The 17,741-nt window shown below is 67.7% G+C and carries 17 protein-coding genes; 11 read left to right on the top strand and 6 right to left on the bottom strand.

Annotated elements, in window-relative coordinates; all coding sequences use genetic code 11:
* Positions 1-106 precede the first annotated feature (106 nt).
* Both glpK and C5E05_RS03395 read right to left on the bottom strand, forming a co-directional pair.
* Positions 107-1,621, bottom strand: a complete 1,515-nt coding sequence (gene glpK / locus C5E05_RS03400) for a glycerol kinase GlpK (protein ID WP_104306589.1) — start codon at positions 1,619-1,621, stop codon at positions 107-109.
* 154 nt (positions 1,622-1,775) lie between these two features.
* On the bottom strand, positions 1,776-2,573 hold the full coding sequence (locus tag C5E05_RS03395; protein WP_104241166.1) for an MIP/aquaporin family protein: 798 nt from the start codon (positions 2,571-2,573) through the stop codon (positions 1,776-1,778).
* Positions 2,574-2,761: 188 nt separating this feature from the next.
* Here C5E05_RS03395 and dhaK point away from each other — a divergent pair, with 188 nt between their 5' ends.
* The 6 genes from dhaK to C5E05_RS03365 all read left to right on the top strand — a co-directional run bounded on the left by dhaK (position 2,762) and on the right by C5E05_RS03365 (position 7,864).
* Positions 2,762-3,763, top strand: coding sequence for a dihydroxyacetone kinase subunit DhaK (dhaK, locus tag C5E05_RS03390; RefSeq protein ID WP_104307257.1), 1,002 nt, complete (start codon positions 2,762-2,764; stop codon positions 3,761-3,763).
* A 3-nt stretch (positions 3,764-3,766) separates the two neighbouring features.
* Positions 3,767-4,399: a dihydroxyacetone kinase subunit DhaL gene (gene dhaL / locus C5E05_RS03385; RefSeq protein ID WP_104241167.1), complete on the top strand. Its 633-nt coding sequence runs from the start codon at positions 3,767-3,769 to the stop codon at positions 4,397-4,399.
* Positions 4,396-5,109 (top strand): dihydroxyacetone kinase phosphoryl donor subunit DhaM, encoded by a 714-nt coding sequence (gene dhaM / locus C5E05_RS03380; protein WP_104341096.1) that lies wholly within the window; start codon positions 4,396-4,398, stop codon positions 5,107-5,109. The genes dhaL and dhaM overlap by 4 nt, the downstream gene beginning before the upstream one ends.
* Positions 5,110-5,242: 133 nt before the next feature.
* Positions 5,243-5,710 carry an NfeD family protein gene (locus C5E05_RS03375; RefSeq protein WP_104241169.1) on the top strand — a complete coding sequence of 156 codons (468 nt, stop codon included), beginning with the start codon at positions 5,243-5,245 and terminating at the stop codon, positions 5,708-5,710.
* Positions 5,711-5,805: 95 nt separating this feature from the next.
* Complete coding sequence (locus tag C5E05_RS03370; RefSeq protein ID WP_104241170.1) at positions 5,806-7,281, top strand: flotillin family protein; 1,476 nt, start codon at positions 5,806-5,808, stop codon at positions 7,279-7,281.
* 91 nt (positions 7,282-7,372) lie between these two features.
* Complete coding sequence (locus C5E05_RS03365; RefSeq protein WP_104241171.1) at positions 7,373-7,864, top strand: hypothetical protein; 492 nt, start codon at positions 7,373-7,375, stop codon at positions 7,862-7,864.
* Here the strand turns inward: C5E05_RS03365 and C5E05_RS03360 are convergent.
* Complete coding sequence (locus tag C5E05_RS03360) at positions 7,861-9,804, bottom strand: potassium transporter Kup (protein ID WP_104341095.1); 1,944 nt, start codon at positions 9,802-9,804, stop codon at positions 7,861-7,863. The genes C5E05_RS03365 and C5E05_RS03360 overlap by 4 nt on opposite strands.
* Positions 9,805-9,891: 87 nt before the next feature.
* Between C5E05_RS03360 and C5E05_RS03355 the strand changes: the two genes are divergently transcribed.
* Entirely contained in the window at positions 9,892-11,349 is a 1,458-nt protein-coding gene (locus tag C5E05_RS03355; protein ID WP_258064747.1) for an amino acid permease, read from the top strand.
* Here C5E05_RS03355 and C5E05_RS03350 read toward each other — a convergent pair.
* Positions 11,331-13,346: an AarF/ABC1/UbiB kinase family protein gene (locus C5E05_RS03350; RefSeq protein WP_181059335.1), complete on the bottom strand. Its 2,016-nt coding sequence runs from the start codon at positions 13,344-13,346 to the stop codon at positions 11,331-11,333. The genes C5E05_RS03355 and C5E05_RS03350 overlap by 19 nt on opposite strands.
* Before the next feature lie 130 nt (positions 13,347-13,476).
* Positions 13,477-14,583: an LLM class flavin-dependent oxidoreductase gene (locus C5E05_RS03345; protein WP_104341093.1), complete on the bottom strand. Its 1,107-nt coding sequence runs from the start codon at positions 14,581-14,583 to the stop codon at positions 13,477-13,479.
* Positions 14,584-14,818: 235 nt separating this feature from the next.
* On the opposite strand from C5E05_RS03345, the gene C5E05_RS20020 reads away from it, so the two are divergent.
* Positions 14,819-14,998, top strand: coding sequence for a hypothetical protein (locus C5E05_RS20020; protein WP_160071711.1), 180 nt, complete (start codon positions 14,819-14,821; stop codon positions 14,996-14,998).
* 20 nt (positions 14,999-15,018) lie between these two features.
* Positions 15,019-15,483, top strand: a complete 465-nt coding sequence (locus C5E05_RS03340) for an SRPBCC domain-containing protein (RefSeq protein ID WP_181057882.1) — start codon at positions 15,019-15,021, stop codon at positions 15,481-15,483.
* Positions 15,484-15,596: 113 nt separating this feature from the next.
* On the opposite strand, the gene C5E05_RS03335 is transcribed toward C5E05_RS03340, so the two are convergent.
* Complete coding sequence (locus C5E05_RS03335) at positions 15,597-16,376, bottom strand: SDR family oxidoreductase (protein ID WP_258064746.1); 780 nt, start codon at positions 16,374-16,376, stop codon at positions 15,597-15,599.
* Positions 16,377-16,428: 52 nt separating this feature from the next.
* Between C5E05_RS03335 and C5E05_RS03330 the strand changes: the two genes are divergently transcribed.
* Both C5E05_RS03330 and C5E05_RS03325 read left to right on the top strand, forming a co-directional pair.
* Positions 16,429-17,199, top strand: a complete 771-nt coding sequence (locus tag C5E05_RS03330) for a glycerophosphodiester phosphodiesterase family protein (RefSeq protein WP_181059333.1) — start codon at positions 16,429-16,431, stop codon at positions 17,197-17,199.
* Between the two features lie 99 nt (positions 17,200-17,298).
* The gene (locus tag C5E05_RS03325) at positions 17,299-17,667 is read left to right on the top strand and encodes an RNA polymerase-binding protein RbpA (protein WP_104341090.1); all 369 of its coding nucleotides are present in this window, start codon (positions 17,299-17,301) and stop codon (positions 17,665-17,667) included.
* Positions 17,668-17,741: the final 74 nt, after the last annotated feature.

Here is a 17,741-nt window from a genome sequence, read left to right as displayed (position 1 = left end):
CAGCTGGACGGCAGAGTGAGCAACGCGACGACGCCGCACCAGGACAGACCGAGGCCCTCAGCAGCAAGCTGCTGAGGGCCTCGGTCGTCGGGAAGCGCGCAGCGCGCTACTTGACGTCCTCGTCAACCCAGTCGAGGGTCTTCGAGACGGCCTTCTTCCAGTTCCGGTAGAGACGCTCGCGCTCTTCCTCCGGCATCTGCGGCGTCCAGCGCTTGTCCTCCTGCCAGTTGGCGGACACCTCGTCCAGGTCCTTCCAGAATCCGACTGCGAGCCCGGCGGCGTAGGCCGCACCGAGCGCGGTCGTCTCCGTGACGACGGGGCGCACCACGTCCGTGTTCAGGATGTCTGCCTGGAACTGCATGAGCGTGTCGTTCGCGACCATGCCGCCATCGACCTTCAGCTCCGCGAGGGGCACGCCGGAGTCCGCGTTGGATGCCTCGAGGACATCGCGGGTCTGGTATGCCGTGGATTCGAGGGCCGCACGAGCGATGTGGTTCTTGTTGACGAAGCGCGTGAGGCCGACGATGGCGCCGCGTGCATCCGGTCGCCAATACGGGGCGAAGAGCCCGGAGAAGGCCGGGACGATGTAGGTGCCTCCGTTGTCCTCGACCTTGCTGGCCAGCTCTTCGATCTCCGGAGCCGAGTTGATGAGGCCCAGGTTGTCGCGCAGCCACTGCACGAGCGACCCGGTCACGGCGATCGAGCCCTCGAGCGCGTAGACGGGAGCCGCGTCGCCGAGCTTGTAGCAGAGCGTCGTGAGGAGTCCGTTCTCGGACTTCACGATCTTCTCGCCGGTGTTGTAGATGAGGAACGATCCCGTGCCGTACGTGTTCTTCGCCTCGCCCGAGGAGAAGGCCGTCTGGCCGAAGGTGGCCGCCTGCTGGTCGCCGAGGATGCCGGAGATGGGCACCTCGCGCAGCAGTGACTGCGTGCTGGCGTGGCCGTACACCTCGGAGGAGGACTTGATCTCCGGGAGCATCGATGCAGGCACCCCGAACGCGTCGAGGATCGACTGATCCCAGGCGAGCGTCTCGAGGTCCATGAAGAGCGTGCGGGAGGCATTCGTGACGTCGGTGACGTGGACGCCTCCGTCGACGCCGCCGGTGAGGTTCCAGAGCACCCAGCTGTCAGTCGTGCCGAAGATGAGGTCGCCGGCCTCGGCGCGCTCCCGTGCACCCTCGACGTTCTCCAGGATCCAGACGATCTTCGTTCCGGAGAAGTAGGTGGCGAGGGGAAGCCCGACGGTGTCCTTGAAGCGCTCGACGCCGCCATCGGCCGCGAGCCGGTCGACGATGGGCTGCGTGCGCGTGTCCTGCCACACGATGGCGTTGTAGACGGGTTCCCCGGTGGTCTTGTCCCAGACGACGGCGGTCTCGCGCTGGTTCGTGATGCCGATCGTCGCGATGTCGTGCCTGGTGATGTTCGCCTTCGAGAGCGCCTGGCCGATGACCTCTCGCGTGTTGTTCCAGATCTCCTTGGGGTCGTGCTCGACCCAGCCGGCCTTGGGGAAGATCTGCTCGTGCTCGAGCTGCCCGGTCGACACGATCGACCCGGAGTGGTCGAAGACGATGGCTCGCGAGGAGGTGGTTCCCTGGTCGATGGCGATGACGTACTTGCTCACGGAGTGACTCCCTTGTCAGAGGTGCTGATGTGCCAGCGGTGAAAAACGCGATGCTGGACTGGCGCGAGCATCGCTGGTGGTGTCCTGCAGACAGTTTCGGGGCCGGAACTGTGAAGACTCCGGCCCTGAAAGCGTCGAGGTCGCCCTGTGGGTGCTAGGCGCCGAAGGCGGAAGCTGCGGCGGGCAGGATCGCCGTGCCGACGAGGCCGGCGAGGACACCGCCGATGATCGGTCCGACGATCGGAACCCAGGAGTAGCTCCAGTCGCTGCCGCCCTTGCCCTTGATGGGGAGGAAGGCGTGCGCGAGGCGCGGTCCGAGGTCACGCGCTGGGTTGATGGCGTAGCCGGTCGGCCCACCGAGGCTCGCGCCGATGGCCACCACGACGATCGCGACGGCGAGCGGCGCGAGGTTTCCGAGGCTGCCCATGTCGGGCGCGGTCGAGTCCGTGTTCGCCATCGAGAAGGCCGGGAAGTTCTGGAACGCGATGACGGCAAGCACCAGGACGAACGTCGCGATGATCTCGGTCACGGTGTTCCAGCCGAGGCTGCGCTTGGCCGGACCCGTCGCGAAGACCGCGAGCTTCGAACCCGCATCCGGTTCGTCGTCGAAGTGGAGCTTGTAGGCGAGCCAGACGACGACGGCACCGAGGATGGCGCCGATGAGCTGAGCGACGATGCGCAGCCCCACCTCGGCGACGTCCACAGAGCCGCCGGTGACGACGGTGTTGGCCGCGAGTCCCAGCGTCACTGCTGGGTTGAGGTGGCCGCCTGACGCCGCTGACGAGAGCACGCCGATGAAGACGGCGAAGCCCCAGCCGAAGTTGATGAGCAGCCAGCCGCCGCCGTTGCCCTTCGTGTCCTTGAGGACGACGTTGGCGACGACACCGCAACCGAGGAGGACGAGCACTGCGGTGCCCACCAGCTCGGCCAAGAAGATCGATCCTAGATCCACGGGATTGCCTTTCTGGGAAGTTCGATACGGGGCGAGCCCGTGCCGCGATTGAGCGGTTCCTCACCATAGGCACAGGAACAACTCCGACGCGCGTGTTACGAGCGAGTTTCCCGAATTGTGACCCGCCATCGGCACTAGGCTGAGCGTGGCTGCAATGCTGCTGCCGAAATCTCGTCGAGAGGATGATCGTGAAGAAGCTGATCAACGATCCGAAGGACGTTGTCAAGGAAGCGCTCGAGGGTATGGCGCTCGCCCATGCGGATATTCTCCGGGTCGCCCCGGAGCCCGCATTCCTCGTGCGAAACGATGCACCGGTGGAGGGCAAGGTCGGGATCGTCTCCGGCGGCGGCTCAGGGCACGAACCCATGCACGGCGGGCTGGTCGGCTACGGGATGCTCGACGCGGCAGTCCCAGGGCCGGTCTTCACCTCACCGACGCCTGACCCCATCCTCGAGGCCACGAAGGCCGTGGACGCCGGTCGGGGTGTGCTCCACATCGTCAAGAACTACACCGGCGACGTCCTCAACTTCGAGACGGCCTCCGACCTTGCGCTGGCTGAGGACATCGAGGTGCGAACGGTGCTCGTCGACGACGACGTCGCCGTGAAGGACTCGCTCTACACGGCCGGTCGGCGGGGAGTTGCCGGCACGGTGCTCGTGGAGAAGATCGCCGGAGCAGCGGCAGAGCGTGGAGACGACCTCGACGCCGTCGCCGAACTCGCGACCAGGGTCAACGCGAACACGAGGTCCATGGGCGTCGCCCTCTCGGCCTGCACCGTGCCGCACGCTGGCGAGCCGAGTTTCGATCTCGCCGAGGACGAGATCGAGATCGGGATCGGCATTCACGGAGAGCCGGGTCGCGCGCGAATCGCGATCGAGCCTGCTGATGCGATTGTCGACCGCCTGCTCACCCCGATTCTCGAGGATCTGCCATTTGCCTCCGGCGATAATGTGCTGCTGTTTGTCAATGGAATGGGCGGCACCCCCGAAATCGAGCTCTACATCGTGTTCCGTCGCGCCGCGCAGGTGCTGAAGGAACACGGAATTACAGTAACCAGGCACCTCGTCGGGAATTTCACGACATCGCTCGAGATGCAGGGCTGCTCGATCACCGTTCTCAGGCTCGACGACGAACTCACGGCATTGTGGGATGCACCGGTGCACACAGCGGCACTTCGGTGGGGAAGGTAGAACATGACACTCGACGGAAACTGGGCGAGGCGTTGGGTGGAGCTCTCTGCCACCTCGATGGCCGAGAACCGCACTGAGCTCATCCACCTGGATCGCAACATCGGCGATGGCGACCACGGGGAGAACATGGATCGCGGATTCCAGGCCGCGCTCGGGAAGCTCTCCTCACTGGAGGCTGATGCGACGCCGGCCGACGTGCTGAAGCTGCTCGCGACGACGTTGATCTCCACGGTCGGTGGAGCGGCGGGCCCGCTGTATGGGACGGCGTTCCTGAAGGGTGCCGTCGCGCTCAAGGGCAAGCCCGAGCTGGAGCCCGCGGACGTGGCGGCCTTCGTGGAGGCGGCCTCGGCAGGGCTGCAGCAGCGTGGCAAGGCGCAGCCGGGCGACAAGACCATGGTCGACGCCTGGGCTCCCGCGGCTTCCGCCGCGAGCAAGGCGGCCGCCGCTGGCGACGACGGCGCCGCTGTGCTCCGGGCCGCGGCGTTCGCGGCAGTGGAGGGCGCTGCCGCGACGGAGCCGCTCATCGCCAGGAAGGGCCGAGCGAGCTACCTGGGCGAGCGCAGCGCCGGGCACCGGGATCCGGGCGCGCAGTCGACCGCCTACCTCCTTGGTGCCGCTGTCGAGGCGGCTTCATGACGGTCGGCATCGTCGTCGTATCGCACTCTGCACGGATCGCGGAGGGTCTCGTCGAGCTCGCGGGTCAGATGGCGGAGGACGTGACGATCGTCCCTGCTGGCGGCACCGAGGACGGCCGAATCGGCACGAGCTTCGAGCTCATCGAGCGCGCCGTCGCGACGGCGCAGTCCGGCGAGGGAGTCGCCGTCTTCACCGACCTCGGCTCCGCCGTCCTCACTGCCGAGACCGTGCTCGAGATGCTCGACGATGACGCCGGGGACGTGCGCCTCGTGGACGCGCCGCTCGTCGAGGGCACGGTGGCTGCCGCTGTCGCGGCGGCCGGAGGGGCGTCGCTGGACGCTGTGTCACGGGCGGGGGAGTCGGCGTGGCAGAGGGACGGCGCCGCGCAGGATGCGTCAGGAGCCGAGCAGTCGGCAGCGTCGGCACCGTCGGCAGCGGATGAGGCCGCGGCTCCCCGCGCGAGCACCAAGGTCAGGATCGTCAACGAGCAGGGGCTGCACGCACGGCCGGCGGCCCAGCTGGTCTCGGTGGCAGGGAAGTTCGATGCGCAGATCACGATCGGCGGGGCCGACGCGGAGAGTCTGCTCCGGATCATCTCTCTTGGGGCCTCGAAGGGGCAGGAGATCGAGGTCTCGGCAACGGGCGCGGAGGCCGAGCAGGCCGTCACCGAGATCGCGGCGCTCATCAGCTCCGGCTTCGGAGAAGCCTGATCTCCGTCAGAATTCAGGCTGAGGCGCCGCCGCGCCGGAGAGGTCTCCGCGCCGCGGTGTCTCAGCCTTCGGTAGAATCAACGCGAGGCGGCGGGACACCCCGCCGCACGCGGCCACCAGGGAGCTCACCGTCATGACCGTCTTCATCATCATCGGAGCGATCGGCCTGGGGCTTCTGGTCTTCTCGCTCTTCTTCGGGGAAGTCCTCGACGTCGATGCTGGCGGGCTGCTCTCCGTTCCCGGCCTGGCCGTCGCGCTCGTCGTCTTCGGCGCCTCGGGTGCCATCACCGACAGCATGGGCCTGCCGCAGTTCTGGGCCTACATCGTCGCGATCGTCATCGGCCTCATCGCCTACGTCGGTTCGTCGCTGCTCGTGCGCAACCTGTCGAGAAGCAGCGACGGCGTGCCGCGGGACGTCACGGGAGACACCGGCACGGCGATGTCCAAGATCACGATCTCAAGCGGAGAGGTCGCGCTCGATGGGTCCCACGAGATCGAGCGGCGCCTCGCGTTCGCCGACGGTGAGATCGAGCAGGGCGCGCGCATCCGCGTCGTGCAGCACCTCGGTTCGCGCGTCAAAGTCGAACGCGAATCCATCTGATCGGGAGACGCCCAGCTGGCCGACTCCCTGCGCCGTCGGGCGCCTCATGACCACAGCATGACCACCCACGACCTCCACGACAGGAAATCGACCATATGGACTTGATAACTGCCAACGTCACTGTGATCGGCGTCATCGCGATCATCATCGCGCTGCTCGCCCTCGGAGTGTTCATCGCGTCGCGCATCCGGCGCGTCCCGCCGAACGAGGCGCTCATCATCGTCGGTCGCGGCGCCGGCCAGAAGGCGCAGAGCGACATGACGGGGCAGCGCGTCGTCATCGGCGGCCGCACCTTCGTGTGGCCCATCCTGCAGCAGGGCTTCGCCCTCTCGCTCGAGCAGCGTCAGATCGGCATCCAGGTCGAGGGCGTCGACAAGAACCGCATCAAGATCGCCATCAAGGCCTCCATCAACTTCAAGGTGTCCGGTACCGAGGAAGGTGTTCGCCGCGCGGCCCAGCGCTTCCTCGACCAGCAGGAGGCCCTCACGGATATCATCCGCGAGTCGCTCGAGGGCTCGCTGCGCTCCATCGTCGGAGACATGACGATCGAGCAAATCATCTCCGACCGCAAGAGCCTCTCCGACCGAGTCGTGTCGGAGACGAAGGCCGACCTCATCGAGCAGGGCCTGCAGGTCGACCTCCTCAACATCTCCGACATCTCGACCCCAGGCAGCGACTACCTGCAGAACCTCGGGCGTTCCGAGTCCGCTCGTGCGCGCCAGGTCGCTGAGGTCAGCGAGGCGGAGGCCGCTCGGGTCTCCGAGTTCGCCAAGATCGAGGCGTCCGAGCGCATCGCGGAACGCGAGAAGGAACTCCGACTGCGCCAGGCATCGATCAAGGCCGAGACCGACCGAGCGAACGCAGAGGCTGAAGCGGCCGGTCAGTTCGCTCGCGCCGAGCAGGACCGACTCGTCGCCCAGCAGGAGCGCGAGGCGCTCATCGAACAGGCCCTCGTGACCCAGGAGCGACTCGACATCGAGATCCGCAAGCCTGCCGAGGCCGACGCCTACGCGAAGGTCCAGCAGGCCAACGCCATCCGCGACACCGAGAACGCGGCGACCGACGCCGAGGTCTACAAGCGCACGCGCACGGCAGAGGCCAACAAGGTCGCCGCCGTCCAGGACGCCGAGGCAGCCGCCGCTGCCGTGCGGTACTCCGGTGAAGCCGACCGTGACCGCCAGATCGCGCTCGCAGCAGGTATCCGCGCCGAGGGTGACGCTCGCGCCGCTGCGATCCAGGCTGAGGGTCTCGCCGAGGCTGCAGCGACCGACGCCAAGGCGCAGGCGCTGCAGAAGTACGGCGAGGCTGCCATCGCGCAGGAGATCATCTCCCGCCTCCCGGAGATCGTCCGCGCCGCGGCCGACCCCATCAGCAACATCGAGAAGCTCACCGTCATCTCGACGGACGGCGCCAGCGCCGTCACGAAGACGGTCGGCTCCGTGCTTGGCGAGGGCACCGAGGTGCTCAAGACCCTCACGGGCATCGACCTGCAGCAGCTGGTCGGCTCGTTCTCGAAGCAGGGCGGCATGAACCCGACCGGCGCGACGAGCGACACGACTCCCGGGGTCTGATCGACCGCGAGACACGCAGCACCGTTCCCGAGACGGGGCGGCCCCGACGGGCCGCCCCGTCTCGTCGTCTGCGGCGGATACACTGACCCGCGTGAGCGCCGCCCCCCTCGAAGATTCCCCGTCGATCTCCCTTGCCGCGTTCCGGCCCAGCCAGCGCGAGGTGCTCAGCCGACTCGTCCCGACCCTCGGGGCTGTTGGCCTCGTCATGTTCTTCGGCTATGCGCTGCTGACCGAGGTCGGTCGAGTGCAGCTCGATCAGCGCGGCTTCCTGCCGCTGCTCCTCGGCTGGCTGGCGATGCTCCTGCTGTGCATCCTGGGTGCAGTCGCGGCGCTCGCCGCTGAGCGGGGAGTGTCGACCGGGCTGCGTTCGTACACGCGTCGGAGAGTGCTGCCGCTCGCGATCGGCCATTCGATCCTCGCGGCAGCCGGTGCGACGTTCTGCAGCTTCTGGATCTCCGGTGGCGCCTACGACCTGCTCACGGTCATGACCTGCACCTTCGTGCTCACGCTCCTGTTCACGGCGTCCGTGCTGGTCCCCGCATACCTGACCGGCTTCGCGAAGGCGGAGGCCGACCGCTCCTAGAGCAGCACCTGCGGGGAGATCTCGACCGTCTGCTCGGGGGGAAGCCCGAACTGCGCGGCAGGGGAAGAGGCTCCGCGGGACATGAGCACGAAGAGCTTGGCGCGCCACGTGGCCATACCGCTCGCGTGCCCCGGCCTGAGGGCGATCCGCGACAGGAAGAAGATCGCGCTCTCGTTGTCGAACTGCGACACGGTGCCGGCGAGCCGCGCGTCGCGGAGGGAGAGGGGGACATCGCGCCGGTCGAGGAACCCGTACGTCAGCGTGATGTGCACGAGGCCCTCCGGGGCCGGCCCGATGTCGTCGATGGTGCAGCGCCGGCGCTCCGGGATGTGGGGCACGTCCGCGGTCGCGACTCGCACGAGCAGCACGTGCTCGTGGAGGGCGTGGTTGACGCGGGTGTTGAGCCGAAGCGCCAGGGGAGCCGTGCGTGCCCCGCCGTGCGGATAGACGGCCCATCCCGGCACGCGGGTCGGCTGGTCCAGGACCAGGCGGCGCATGAGCTCCTGCAGGGTCCCCTCGAGGCGCTCCCGTCGTCCGGTGACGATCTCGCGACCCCGTTTCCAGGTGAGCATGGTCAGGATGAGGGCGCCGGCAAGGACGAGCGGCAACCAGCCGCCTGCGAAGAACTTCACGAGCCCCGACACGAAGAAGGCGAGCTCGAGGACGACGATGGGGACCGTCACGAGGAGCACTCGGTACCAGGGCCACTCCCACACGAGGCGCAGGTACACGATGAACAGCGAGGAGGTGAGCAGGAACGTCGTGGTGACCGCCAGGCCGTAGGCGGCCGCCAGGTTCTCCGAGTTCCGGAACCCGAGGACGACGCCGATGATCAGCACGAGCAGGAGCAGTGAGACGACCGGGATGTAGATCTGGCCGATGGACGCTCGGGACGTGTGCTTGACCGTGAGATTCGGGAGGAAGCCGAGCCGCATGGCCTGCCTCGCGACCGAGAAGGTGCCGGAGATGACGGACTGCGACGCGATGACCGTCGCGAGCGTCGCGAGGCCGATGAGCGGGAACACGGCCCAGGTGGGCGCCATCCGGAAGAACGGGTTGTCGATGGCCGACGGATCCTCGATCACGAGGGCGCCCTGCCCGAGATAGCAGATCGTCAGGGCCGGGAAGACGACGAAGAGCCAGGCCTTCGAGATGGGGGAGCGGCCGAAGTGGCCGAGGTCCGCGTACAGCGCCTCCGCTCCGGTGACAGCCAGCACGACAGCGCCGAGGGCGACGCCGGCGATGAGCGGTTCGCCGATGATGAAGGCGATGGCGTGGTGCGGGGAGAACGCCGCCAGGATCTCGGGATGCGCCAGGATGTGGGGGATGCCGAGGCACGCGAGGGTGATGAACCAGATCAGCATGATCGGCCCGAAGAGGCGACCGATGCCGCCCGTGCCGAACCGCTGCAGCGCGAAGAGCCCGACGAGCACGACGAGCGCGATGGGAACGACGAGCGCCTCGGTGCCGGGAAGCGCGATCTCGAGTCCTTCGACTGCGGAGAGGACAGAGACGGCCGGGGTGATGACGCTGTCCCCGAAGAACAGGGCGGCGCCGATGATGCCGACGAGGGTCGTCGCGGCCATGGCTCGCCTGGACCCACGGAGCCGGCGCCCGATCAGGGTCGAGAGGGCGAGGATGCCGCCCTCGCCCTCGTGGTCGGCCCGGAGCACGAAGAGCACGTACTTGACGGTCACGAGCAGCGTCACGGCCCAGATGATGAGCGAGATGAGTCCGTACACGTGCGCGATGCTGGGCTGCACGACGCCATCGTGCTCCGAGAACACCGCCCGCAGTGCGTACAGGGGGCTCGTGCCGATGTCGCCGAAGACGATGCCGATGGCGGCGACGCCGACCGCCGAGCGGGCGAGGAGGGTGCCGCTTGTGCGGGGGTGAGAGGCGGCGGCGGCCTCGGGTCGCGCAGTGCGCAGATCGTGCATGCGACCAATGTAGACCCGGGAGTCGAGCTTCCTGAGCCACCACTAGAATTCGTGGGTTCGGCATCGACCAGTATCGAGGGGGTTCCGGTGACCAGCAGGGCTATCCAGACCGAAGCGCAGCATCCACGTGGCGATGAGACGGGCGACGGCGGCCTCCGGCGTGGGCTCAAGTCCCGCCACCTGCAGCTGCTCGCCATCGGCGGGGCGATCGGAACGGGGCTCTTCCTCGGCTCGGGGACGACGATCAGTCTCGCGGGCCCCTCGATCATCTTCGTGTACGCGATCGTCGGGTTCGCGCTCTTCTTCGTGATGCGCGCGCTGGGGGAGCTGCTGCTCTCCAACCTCGGCTACAAGACCTTCGGGGATGTCGCGGCTGACCTCATCGGGCCCTGGGCCGGGTACGTGGTCGCCTGGACGTACTGGCTGGCGTGGGTCATCACGGTCATCGCGGACATCGTGGCGATCACCGGGTACGTGGCGTTCTTCAACGACGGCATCCCCGCCTGGGTGCCGGCGATCGCGACGGCCATCGGCCTGCTCCTCCTCAACCTGCAGCCCGTGAAGGCGTTCGGCGAGACGGAGTTCTGGTTCGCGATCATCAAAGTCGTCGCGATCCTCGCCCTGATCGCCGTCGGCATCGTCCTGCTCGTGACCGGGTTCACGAGCGCGGACGGTGTGACGGCGTCCGTCTCCCACCTCTGGGATCAGGGCGGCATGTTCCCGTTCGGGATCAGCGGCTTCATCCTGGGGTTCCAGATGGGGGTCTTCGCCTTCGTCGGCATCGAGCTCGTCGGAACGGCGTCAGCCGAGGCTGAGGACCCGGAGAAAAACCTGCCGAAGGCCATCAACTCGGTGGTCGTTCGCATCCTCGTCTTCTACGTCGGCGCCCTGGTCATCATCATGTCGGTCACTCCGTGGAACCTGATCGAGCCCGGGGTGAGTCCCTTCACCTCCATGTTCGAGCTCATCGGCTTCCCGGCCGCGGCGATCGTCGTGAACCTGGTGGTGCTCACGTCTGCCGCCTCGAGCGCCAACTCCGGCTTCTACTCGTCCACGCGGATGCTCTACGGCCTCGCGAAGGACGGCCAGGCCACGAGGCGCTTCGGGCTCCTGAACGCACGCGGCGTGCCGACGCAGGGCGTCTTCTTCACGACGGCGTTCCTGTTCGCGGCCCTCCCGGTGCTGGCTCTCGGCGACAACGTCATGGCGGCGTTCACCGTGGTGACCTCGGTGAGCTCGCTGAACTTCATCGCGACCTGGACGTTCATCCTGGTCAGCTACGTCATGTTCCGGAAGAAGCGTCCCGAGCTCCATGCGGCCTCGAAGTTCAAGATGCCGGGTGGACGCTTCATGCCGTGGGTCGTGCTGGTCTTCTTCGGCTTCATCCTGGTCGCGCTGTTCCTGGGGGAGGACACACGTGCGGGCCTCATCGTCCTGCCCTTCTGGTTCCTCGGCCTCGGGCTGATGTGGCGGTTCGTGGTCAGCAAGCGGGTCGAGCGCGCCAGAGCGGAGGAGCGCTCACCGTCTCAGTCGGAGAAGGCCTGACCGCGCGCGCCGACGATGGACCTCAGCATCGAGCGGAGGATCCCGAAGAACCCGAGGAGGCCGATCACTGCGCCGAGGAGGTTGAAGAGCTCCAGGCCAGGAGCCAGGGTCGGGCCGCCTCCGGCGACCACAAGCACGATCGCGAGGATCACCGCAGTCAGCGCGACCGCGGTGTCGATTCCCCGGCTCACCAGCCCGCCGAGCCAGCTGCGGTCCTGGCGGTCGGAGAACGGGCTCACTCGCACGCTCAACTCGCCGTCCTCGAGCTTCGAGACGATCGTGTCGATGCGGTTCGGCATGCGCGCCGCGTACGCGGCAGCGACCGCGGCCTTCGCCTGAGCGGTGCCGATGACCCGCTTGAGGGCGAGCAGCTGCTTCAGCAGCTCCGGCACGAACGGCAGCGCCCGCTGCACGAAGTCGAAGTCGGGCTCGATCACTCGAAGGCACCCCTCGAGCGTCGCGAAGCTGCGGAAGGCGGATGCCAGGGTGGAGGGGAGCGCCAGGTGGTGCTTCCGGATGACGTCGAGCATCATCGTGAAGATCGACCCCTCTCCGCGCGGCCAGTGCTGGACCGAGGTGAGCGCTATCCCGATGTCGTGACGGAACGCGTCGACGTCGAGGTCCTCCGGCGCGTCCACGATGAGCAGGAGCGCATCGGCCGCGGAGACATCGTCGTCGCTCGCCGCGGAGAGGAGGAACGCCGCAAGATGTTCGCGCTGGCTTCGCTGGACGATCCCGATCGCCCCGAAGTCGATCAGGCCGAGCGAGCCGTCGTCCCGGATGAACACGTTCCCAGGATGCAGATCCGCGTGGAACACGCCGTAGACGAGGATCTGCTCGATCACCGTCTCCATGAGCGTCTGCGCGAGGTCGTGTCGTGCTTCCGGGCCGATCGCTCCGAGGCGCTCGTCCGCTGAGCTCAGCGGGCTGCCGTCCATGACATCCATAGTCAGCACCCTGCGGGTGCTCGCCGCGGAGTAGACGGACGGGATGGCGATCTTCTGGAGCCTCGGCGACCCCGCGTGGATGTCGCGCATCGTGCTCTCGATCATGTGCACGTTGCGGGCCTCGACCCGGTAGTCCAGCTCCTCCGCGAGCGTGGTCGTGAAGCCGGCGGCCATCGCGGAGAGGCGCATCTCCCTGCCGAGTGCCGTGTGGGTCTCCGCCCGGTCCGCGAGGCGCCCGATGATGTCGACGTCGGCCTCGACCTGCGCCCGCGCGTCAGGTCGCTGGACCTTGACGACCACGGGTGTGCCGTCGACCAGCCGGGCGCGGTGCACCTGGGCGACCGAGGCCGCGGCCAGGGGAGTGGAGTCGATCTCCCCGAACACGGTGTCCAGCGGCACCCCGAGCTCGCTCTTGAGCACCGCTTCGATCTCGGGCCATGGCACGGTCGTGGCGTTCGACTGCAGCCGTGCGAGGGCGGACAGGTAGGGCTCGGGCACGAGGTCTCGCCTCGTCGAGAGCACCTGGCCGAGCTTGACGAAGGTGACGCCGGCGTTGTTGATCGTCGTGACCAGCGCATCCGCTCGCTGCTGGGCGGTCGTGCGCCCCTCGTTGGCAGGGCTCCGGCGTCCGTGCAGGAGCCACCCTGCGCCGTCGCGCGAGGCGATCGTGAGGATCTGCAGGTACCGCCTCGTGCGGCTCCGGCGGCGAATCGCGGAGCGCACGAGCTCGATCGGGTTGGGGAAGGCCCTCGTCGGGATCGTCGCCTCGAGGGCCACGAGGATCAGCACGCCAAGCGCGAAGATCCACGAGACGGCGAGGAGGACGACGACGACCACGACCGTGAAGTTGGTCTCCCCGTCTTCGAGCTGGTCGACGCCCGTCTCGCGGATGATCCAGTTGCCGAACGGGATCGAGGCGACCACGACGAGCGCGCCGACGATGATCGAGCGGATGTAGCCGATCGGCACACCGAGCACCCGGCGGGCGACGAGCCCAACGAGGATGGCGGCGAGGATGGCGACGGCGATCAGCAGGGCGTTGGCGAACACGGCGCTCCTCGTGGTGTGGGGTCCCGCCCAGGCTAGCGGCAAGGCCGATCGCCGGGCCACGCCCGGGTCCGGCCCGGGGCCTATGCTGCCGCTCAGCCGCGACCCGGCAGCGCCCAGGCGGGGACTCCCGTCAGCGCAGGTAGGGGAGGTGGGGTGCGGCGTCCTCCGCGAACTGACGCAGGATGCGCCGCTGCGTCTCGGCCGGGTAGTCGAAGGGGAGTGCGATGACCAGCTCGTCGGCCGCGTGGATGCCGGCATCGTCGATGAGCGCCTCGGCGATCTGCTCGCCAGATCCGTGCGCGACCCGCCCGAATTGGAAGGGCAGCGGCCCCTCGCCGACACTCGCTGCGCGCTCGGCGTCGCGCTCGAGCAGCCACTCCAGCTCAGCACGTTCGGTTGCCGAGTCGAAGGGCGCGATGGCGCGACTCACGGATGCGAAGGAGGGGGAGGCGGGGGATGAGCGCACCTTGGCGTGTTCGTCGCGGTACGTGCGAATCGACTGGGCCTGGGTGTCCTCGAAGCCGAGCTCGCCGATTTCCGTGTTGAGCGTCGACAGCTGGAGCCGGAGGCCGCGGGCGCCGGCCTTCTGCGCGCTGGTGCCGCCACCGGCGCCGTAGGCCACGCGGCCTCGCAGGCCCGGGCTGTGCGGCTGCACGGTGAGCTCGGCACCCGCCTTGGCAAACGAGAGATCCGACTCGGCCGTCGCGACCGTGCGCCCCTCGAGCGCTGCGAGGAAGCTCGAGAGTCGAGCGTCGACGAGCGCCCTGATGTCATCGCCCTCGATCTCACCGAATGCCTGCGAGAACGTCGACTCCGTGGCCGCGTATCCGGAACTCAGCCCCAGCTCGAGCCGGCCCTCCGAGAGCAGGTCGAGCGTCGCCGCGTCCTCGGCGAGCCTTATTGGCTGCTCGAATCGCAGGGGAGTGACGCTCGTTCCGATCCTGATGCGCTTCGCACGCTGCGAGACCGCCGCGAGGAACGTGAACGGCGAGGAGAGGTACGTCTCGAGGTGACGGTGGCGCACGTAGCCGGTGTCGTAGCCGAGGTCTTCCGCGTACTCGAAGAGCTCGAGGCCCTCCTGGAGTCCGAGCGAGGCGTTCGAGGACACTCGTGTGTGCTCGACGAAGGCCAGGAAGGAGAGGCGCTTGCGGGTGGTGGCTACGGGGTGGGTGTCTGGCTCGCTCATGATGTCCTCAGCATCCCGCTGGCCGGGGAGCTCGAATGGCGCCTGGGTCACGCGGCGTAAAGACCGGTAAGGCGGCGAAAGGCCTCGTCTCGCGGGCGCAGGGCACCAGCGGAAGCCCGGTGTCTGCTCGTAATGTCATAATGTGCATTATCGGATGTCGTGAAACTCGGCCGGGACTGCGCGGGTTCTGCCTCGGTGATCAAGTAGGCTGTGAGTGCACGGTGAGTACTTTGCCGTGGCAGACTTCGTGGCCTGAGCCACATCGAGATCCTGGGAGCCGACACTCGTGAGCGTTCTGATTGCCATCGGTTGCATCATCATCTTCGGCGCCGGACTCTGGTGCTACGGCCTGGCATTCCAGGTCGACGGCGACACGCTTCGCCTTCTCGTGTTCCTCGCCGGCATCCTGCTGAACTCGCTGGCGCTCTTCATTCCGTGGCAGCTCGTGGGACAAAGCCGCAAGTAGCGACCGAAGCCTCCCGCGCGGTGTTCACCCCCAGCATCGACATCAGCGTCCGGATCAAAGCTCCAGCTGAGCTCATCTGGCAGGCACTGGTCGATGAAGACCTGCGCGAGCTCTGGTGGGCCGATTCTGAGTTCAAGATCAAGCGCGGTGCGAAGATCACGGCTCGATCGCTCCGGCCAGGCAAGAAGAAACCCCGTATCACCACGGGAAACATTACCAAGATCGACGCGCCAGAGGAACTCCACTTCACGTGGAAGACGAAATCCGGCGAGTTCGAGACCGATGTTGTGCTCGTCGTCGTCCAGCAGAACGACAAGAAGAGCAAGGTGCGAGTCCTCGAGCAGGGGTTCCCCCGCGGTGACTACGCCGAGATCCACGTGGCCAAGTACCGCGATGGCTGGCGTGAGCACCTCCTCCAGCTCCAGGAGCTGTTCGAGGATGGACCCGGCCGGAAGCTCGCGACGAACTCGCTCAAGAACGCCTGACGTCGCCGCTGATCGCCGAACATCGGCGGTGCTCACGACGACGCTGGTCAGAACGACGATGCCCGGACCACCTGGTCCGGGCATCGTCGTTCGCGACAGCAGAATCCCCGCGTCTAGGCCTCGGCGGCGAAGCCCGACGTGTCGCCGATGAGGCGGATGTTGTCGGCAGGAACCGGCTCGACGACGGCCTTCGTCACCTCGGCCGCGAACTCCTGCACGTTGTAGAGCTTGCCGGCCTCTTCGCGACGGGCGGCGATCGCGCCCGGGTTGAGGCGGTCGAGCAGCGTCGCGGTGATCGTGCCCTCGATCATGTCGCCGGAGACGACGACGAACTCGATGCCGCGCTCGGCGAGCTCCGGAACTCGCTCGAGGAGCGCGTCCTCCCCCGCCCGCTTCGAGCTGGCGACTGCCTCGTACTCGGACATCGTGGGCGTCGTGCGGATGAAGTGCGCCTGGTGGCTCGTCACGAAGACGACACGGCCCCCGTCACGCATGAGCTCGAGCGCGCCAGTGAGCGTTTCGACCTGCGCGTCGCGGTTGAGCTTCAGCGCGTAGTCCTCTCCGAGGCCCGACTCCATGCCGCCCGAGGCATTGAGGACAAGCACGTCGAGGCCCCCATACTCGCGCTCGATGGTCGAGAAGAGCTCCTGGCGGCTCCCGGCGTCGGTGAGGTCGGCACCGACGGCGATCGCGGTACCACCGTCGGCCGCGATCGCGTCGACGAGCTTGACGGCCCGCGCTTCCTTGTTGCGGTAGTTCACGACGACCTTGGCGCCAGCCTGCGCGAGGAACTTGACGGTGTCCGCGCCGATGCCGCGGGAGGAACCCGTGACAAGCGCACGCTTGCCCTCGAGTGCTCCGGCGGCCAGCGGGTTGAGAATCTGTTCAGCCATGTGCTCGATTCTATTGGGCGTGACGAGAGCCGGGCGCACTACCGTTGGACGCATGCAGCACCCGTACCTGGATGGCGCTCCCCCACGTGTCCTCGCCCACCGCGGGCTCGCGCTGCGGGCCACGGAGAACACCAGCGAGGCCTTTCGCGCCGCCCTCGACGTCGGCGCCACCCACATCGAGACGGATGCCCGTGCATCCAGGGACGGGCGCGCGGTGCTCTGGCACGACGCGACCCTCGAGGGCTTCGACGGGAGCGATCGGAGCCTCGCCGGCTCCCCCATCGCCGAGCTGACGCGGCTGACGTCGGCCGGGCGCACTCCTGGGGCGCTGCTGCTCCCCCTCGACGAGGCGCTCGACGCCTTCCCGCAGGCTCGATTCAACATCGACGTCAAATCAGCGGATGCCGTCGACGCCGTCGCTGCCGCCGTTCGACGGACGAACGCGCAGCGACGAGTGCTCGTCACGTCGTTCTCAGCTCGTCGTCTGCAGCTGACCGCGACTCTCATTCCAGAGGCAGCCCGCGGGGCCGCGAGCTCCGCCATCGCGGCCGCGCTCGTCGGCGTGTCGCTGCGGTCGCGTGGGATGCTGCGTCGGGCGCTCCGGGGCGTCTCAGCGGTGCAGATTCCCGAGCGGGCCGCGCGGATCGACCTGCTCTCCCCCACGAGGCTGCGAGCCTTCCACCGCCACGTGCCGGAAGTGCACGTCTGGACGATCAACGACCCGTCGAAGATGGCGGAGCTCCTCGAGCGAGGCGTCGACGGTCTCGTGACGGACCGCGCGGATCTTGCCGTCGAGGTCGTTCGAAGCCGCCGGAATGTGTGAGTTTCGAAGGAAAAGGGGGAACGCGCGGGAATACCGCGGCACAATAGGACGTTGGGACGATAGAAGTAGAACCGCACTGACGAGGAGAGGAGGTCAGCAATGGCTGATCGGAGTCTGCGCGGAATGCGGCTCGGCGCACAGAGCCTGCAGAGTGACGAGGGCGTTGTCCTTGTCGACCGCCAGGTGCGAACGTACGAGACGACGCTGGGTGAGCGCTTTGCCGTCACCTTCGCCGCTGAAGCGGAGGTGCCCGAGGTCTGGGCGTCGCCGAAGAGCGGCAACGAGGGTCGTCTGCTCGACGAGGGCGGCGAGCGGGTCGCCTACGAGGCGCCGGAGCAGAAGCACCAGCGCACTCACTGGGACATGCTGCTCGAGCGTCGTACGCGGGAGGAGCTCGAAGAGGTCCTCCAGGAGCGGCTCACGTTCCTGCGCTCACGGCGCGGAACCAAGGGCGCGAAAGACGTCTGACCCCCGCAGGTCGCTCAGCGAGCGACCGTGACTGTCGAAAGGGACGAGGCCTTCTGGCTTCGTCCCTTTCGTGT

The organism is Pseudoclavibacter sp. AY1H1, from assembly GCF_002931055.1.
Taxonomy (GTDB): domain Bacteria; phylum Actinomycetota; class Actinomycetes; order Actinomycetales; family Microbacteriaceae; genus Pseudoclavibacter.
Note: the sequence above shows the minus strand (reverse complement) of the source record. Positions and strands in the feature narration are given on the sequence as shown.

Excerpts from the sequence above, each read along its gene's own strand:
- C5E05_RS03360 (WP_104341095.1), bottom strand. The coding sequence starts at position 9,804 with ATGCACGATCTGCGCACTGCGCGACCCGAGGCCGCCGCCGCCTCTCAC.
- dhaM (WP_104341096.1), top strand. The coding sequence starts at position 4,396 with ATGACGGTCGGCATCGTCGTCGTATCGCACTCTGCACGGATCGCGGAG.
- dhaL (WP_104241167.1), top strand. The coding sequence starts at position 3,767 with ATGACACTCGACGGAAACTGGGCGAGGCGTTGGGTGGAGCTCTCTGCC.
- C5E05_RS03370 (WP_104241170.1), top strand. The coding sequence starts at position 5,806 with ATGGACTTGATAACTGCCAACGTCACTGTGATCGGCGTCATCGCGATC.
- C5E05_RS03375 (WP_104241169.1), top strand. The coding sequence starts at position 5,243 with ATGACCGTCTTCATCATCATCGGAGCGATCGGCCTGGGGCTTCTGGTC.
- C5E05_RS03335 (WP_258064746.1), bottom strand. The coding sequence starts at position 16,376 with ATGGCTGAACAGATTCTCAACCCGCTGGCCGCCGGAGCACTCGAGGGC.
- C5E05_RS03330 (WP_181059333.1), top strand. The coding sequence starts at position 16,429 with ATGCAGCACCCGTACCTGGATGGCGCTCCCCCACGTGTCCTCGCCCAC.
- C5E05_RS03325 (WP_104341090.1), top strand. The coding sequence starts at position 17,299 with ATGGCTGATCGGAGTCTGCGCGGAATGCGGCTCGGCGCACAGAGCCTG.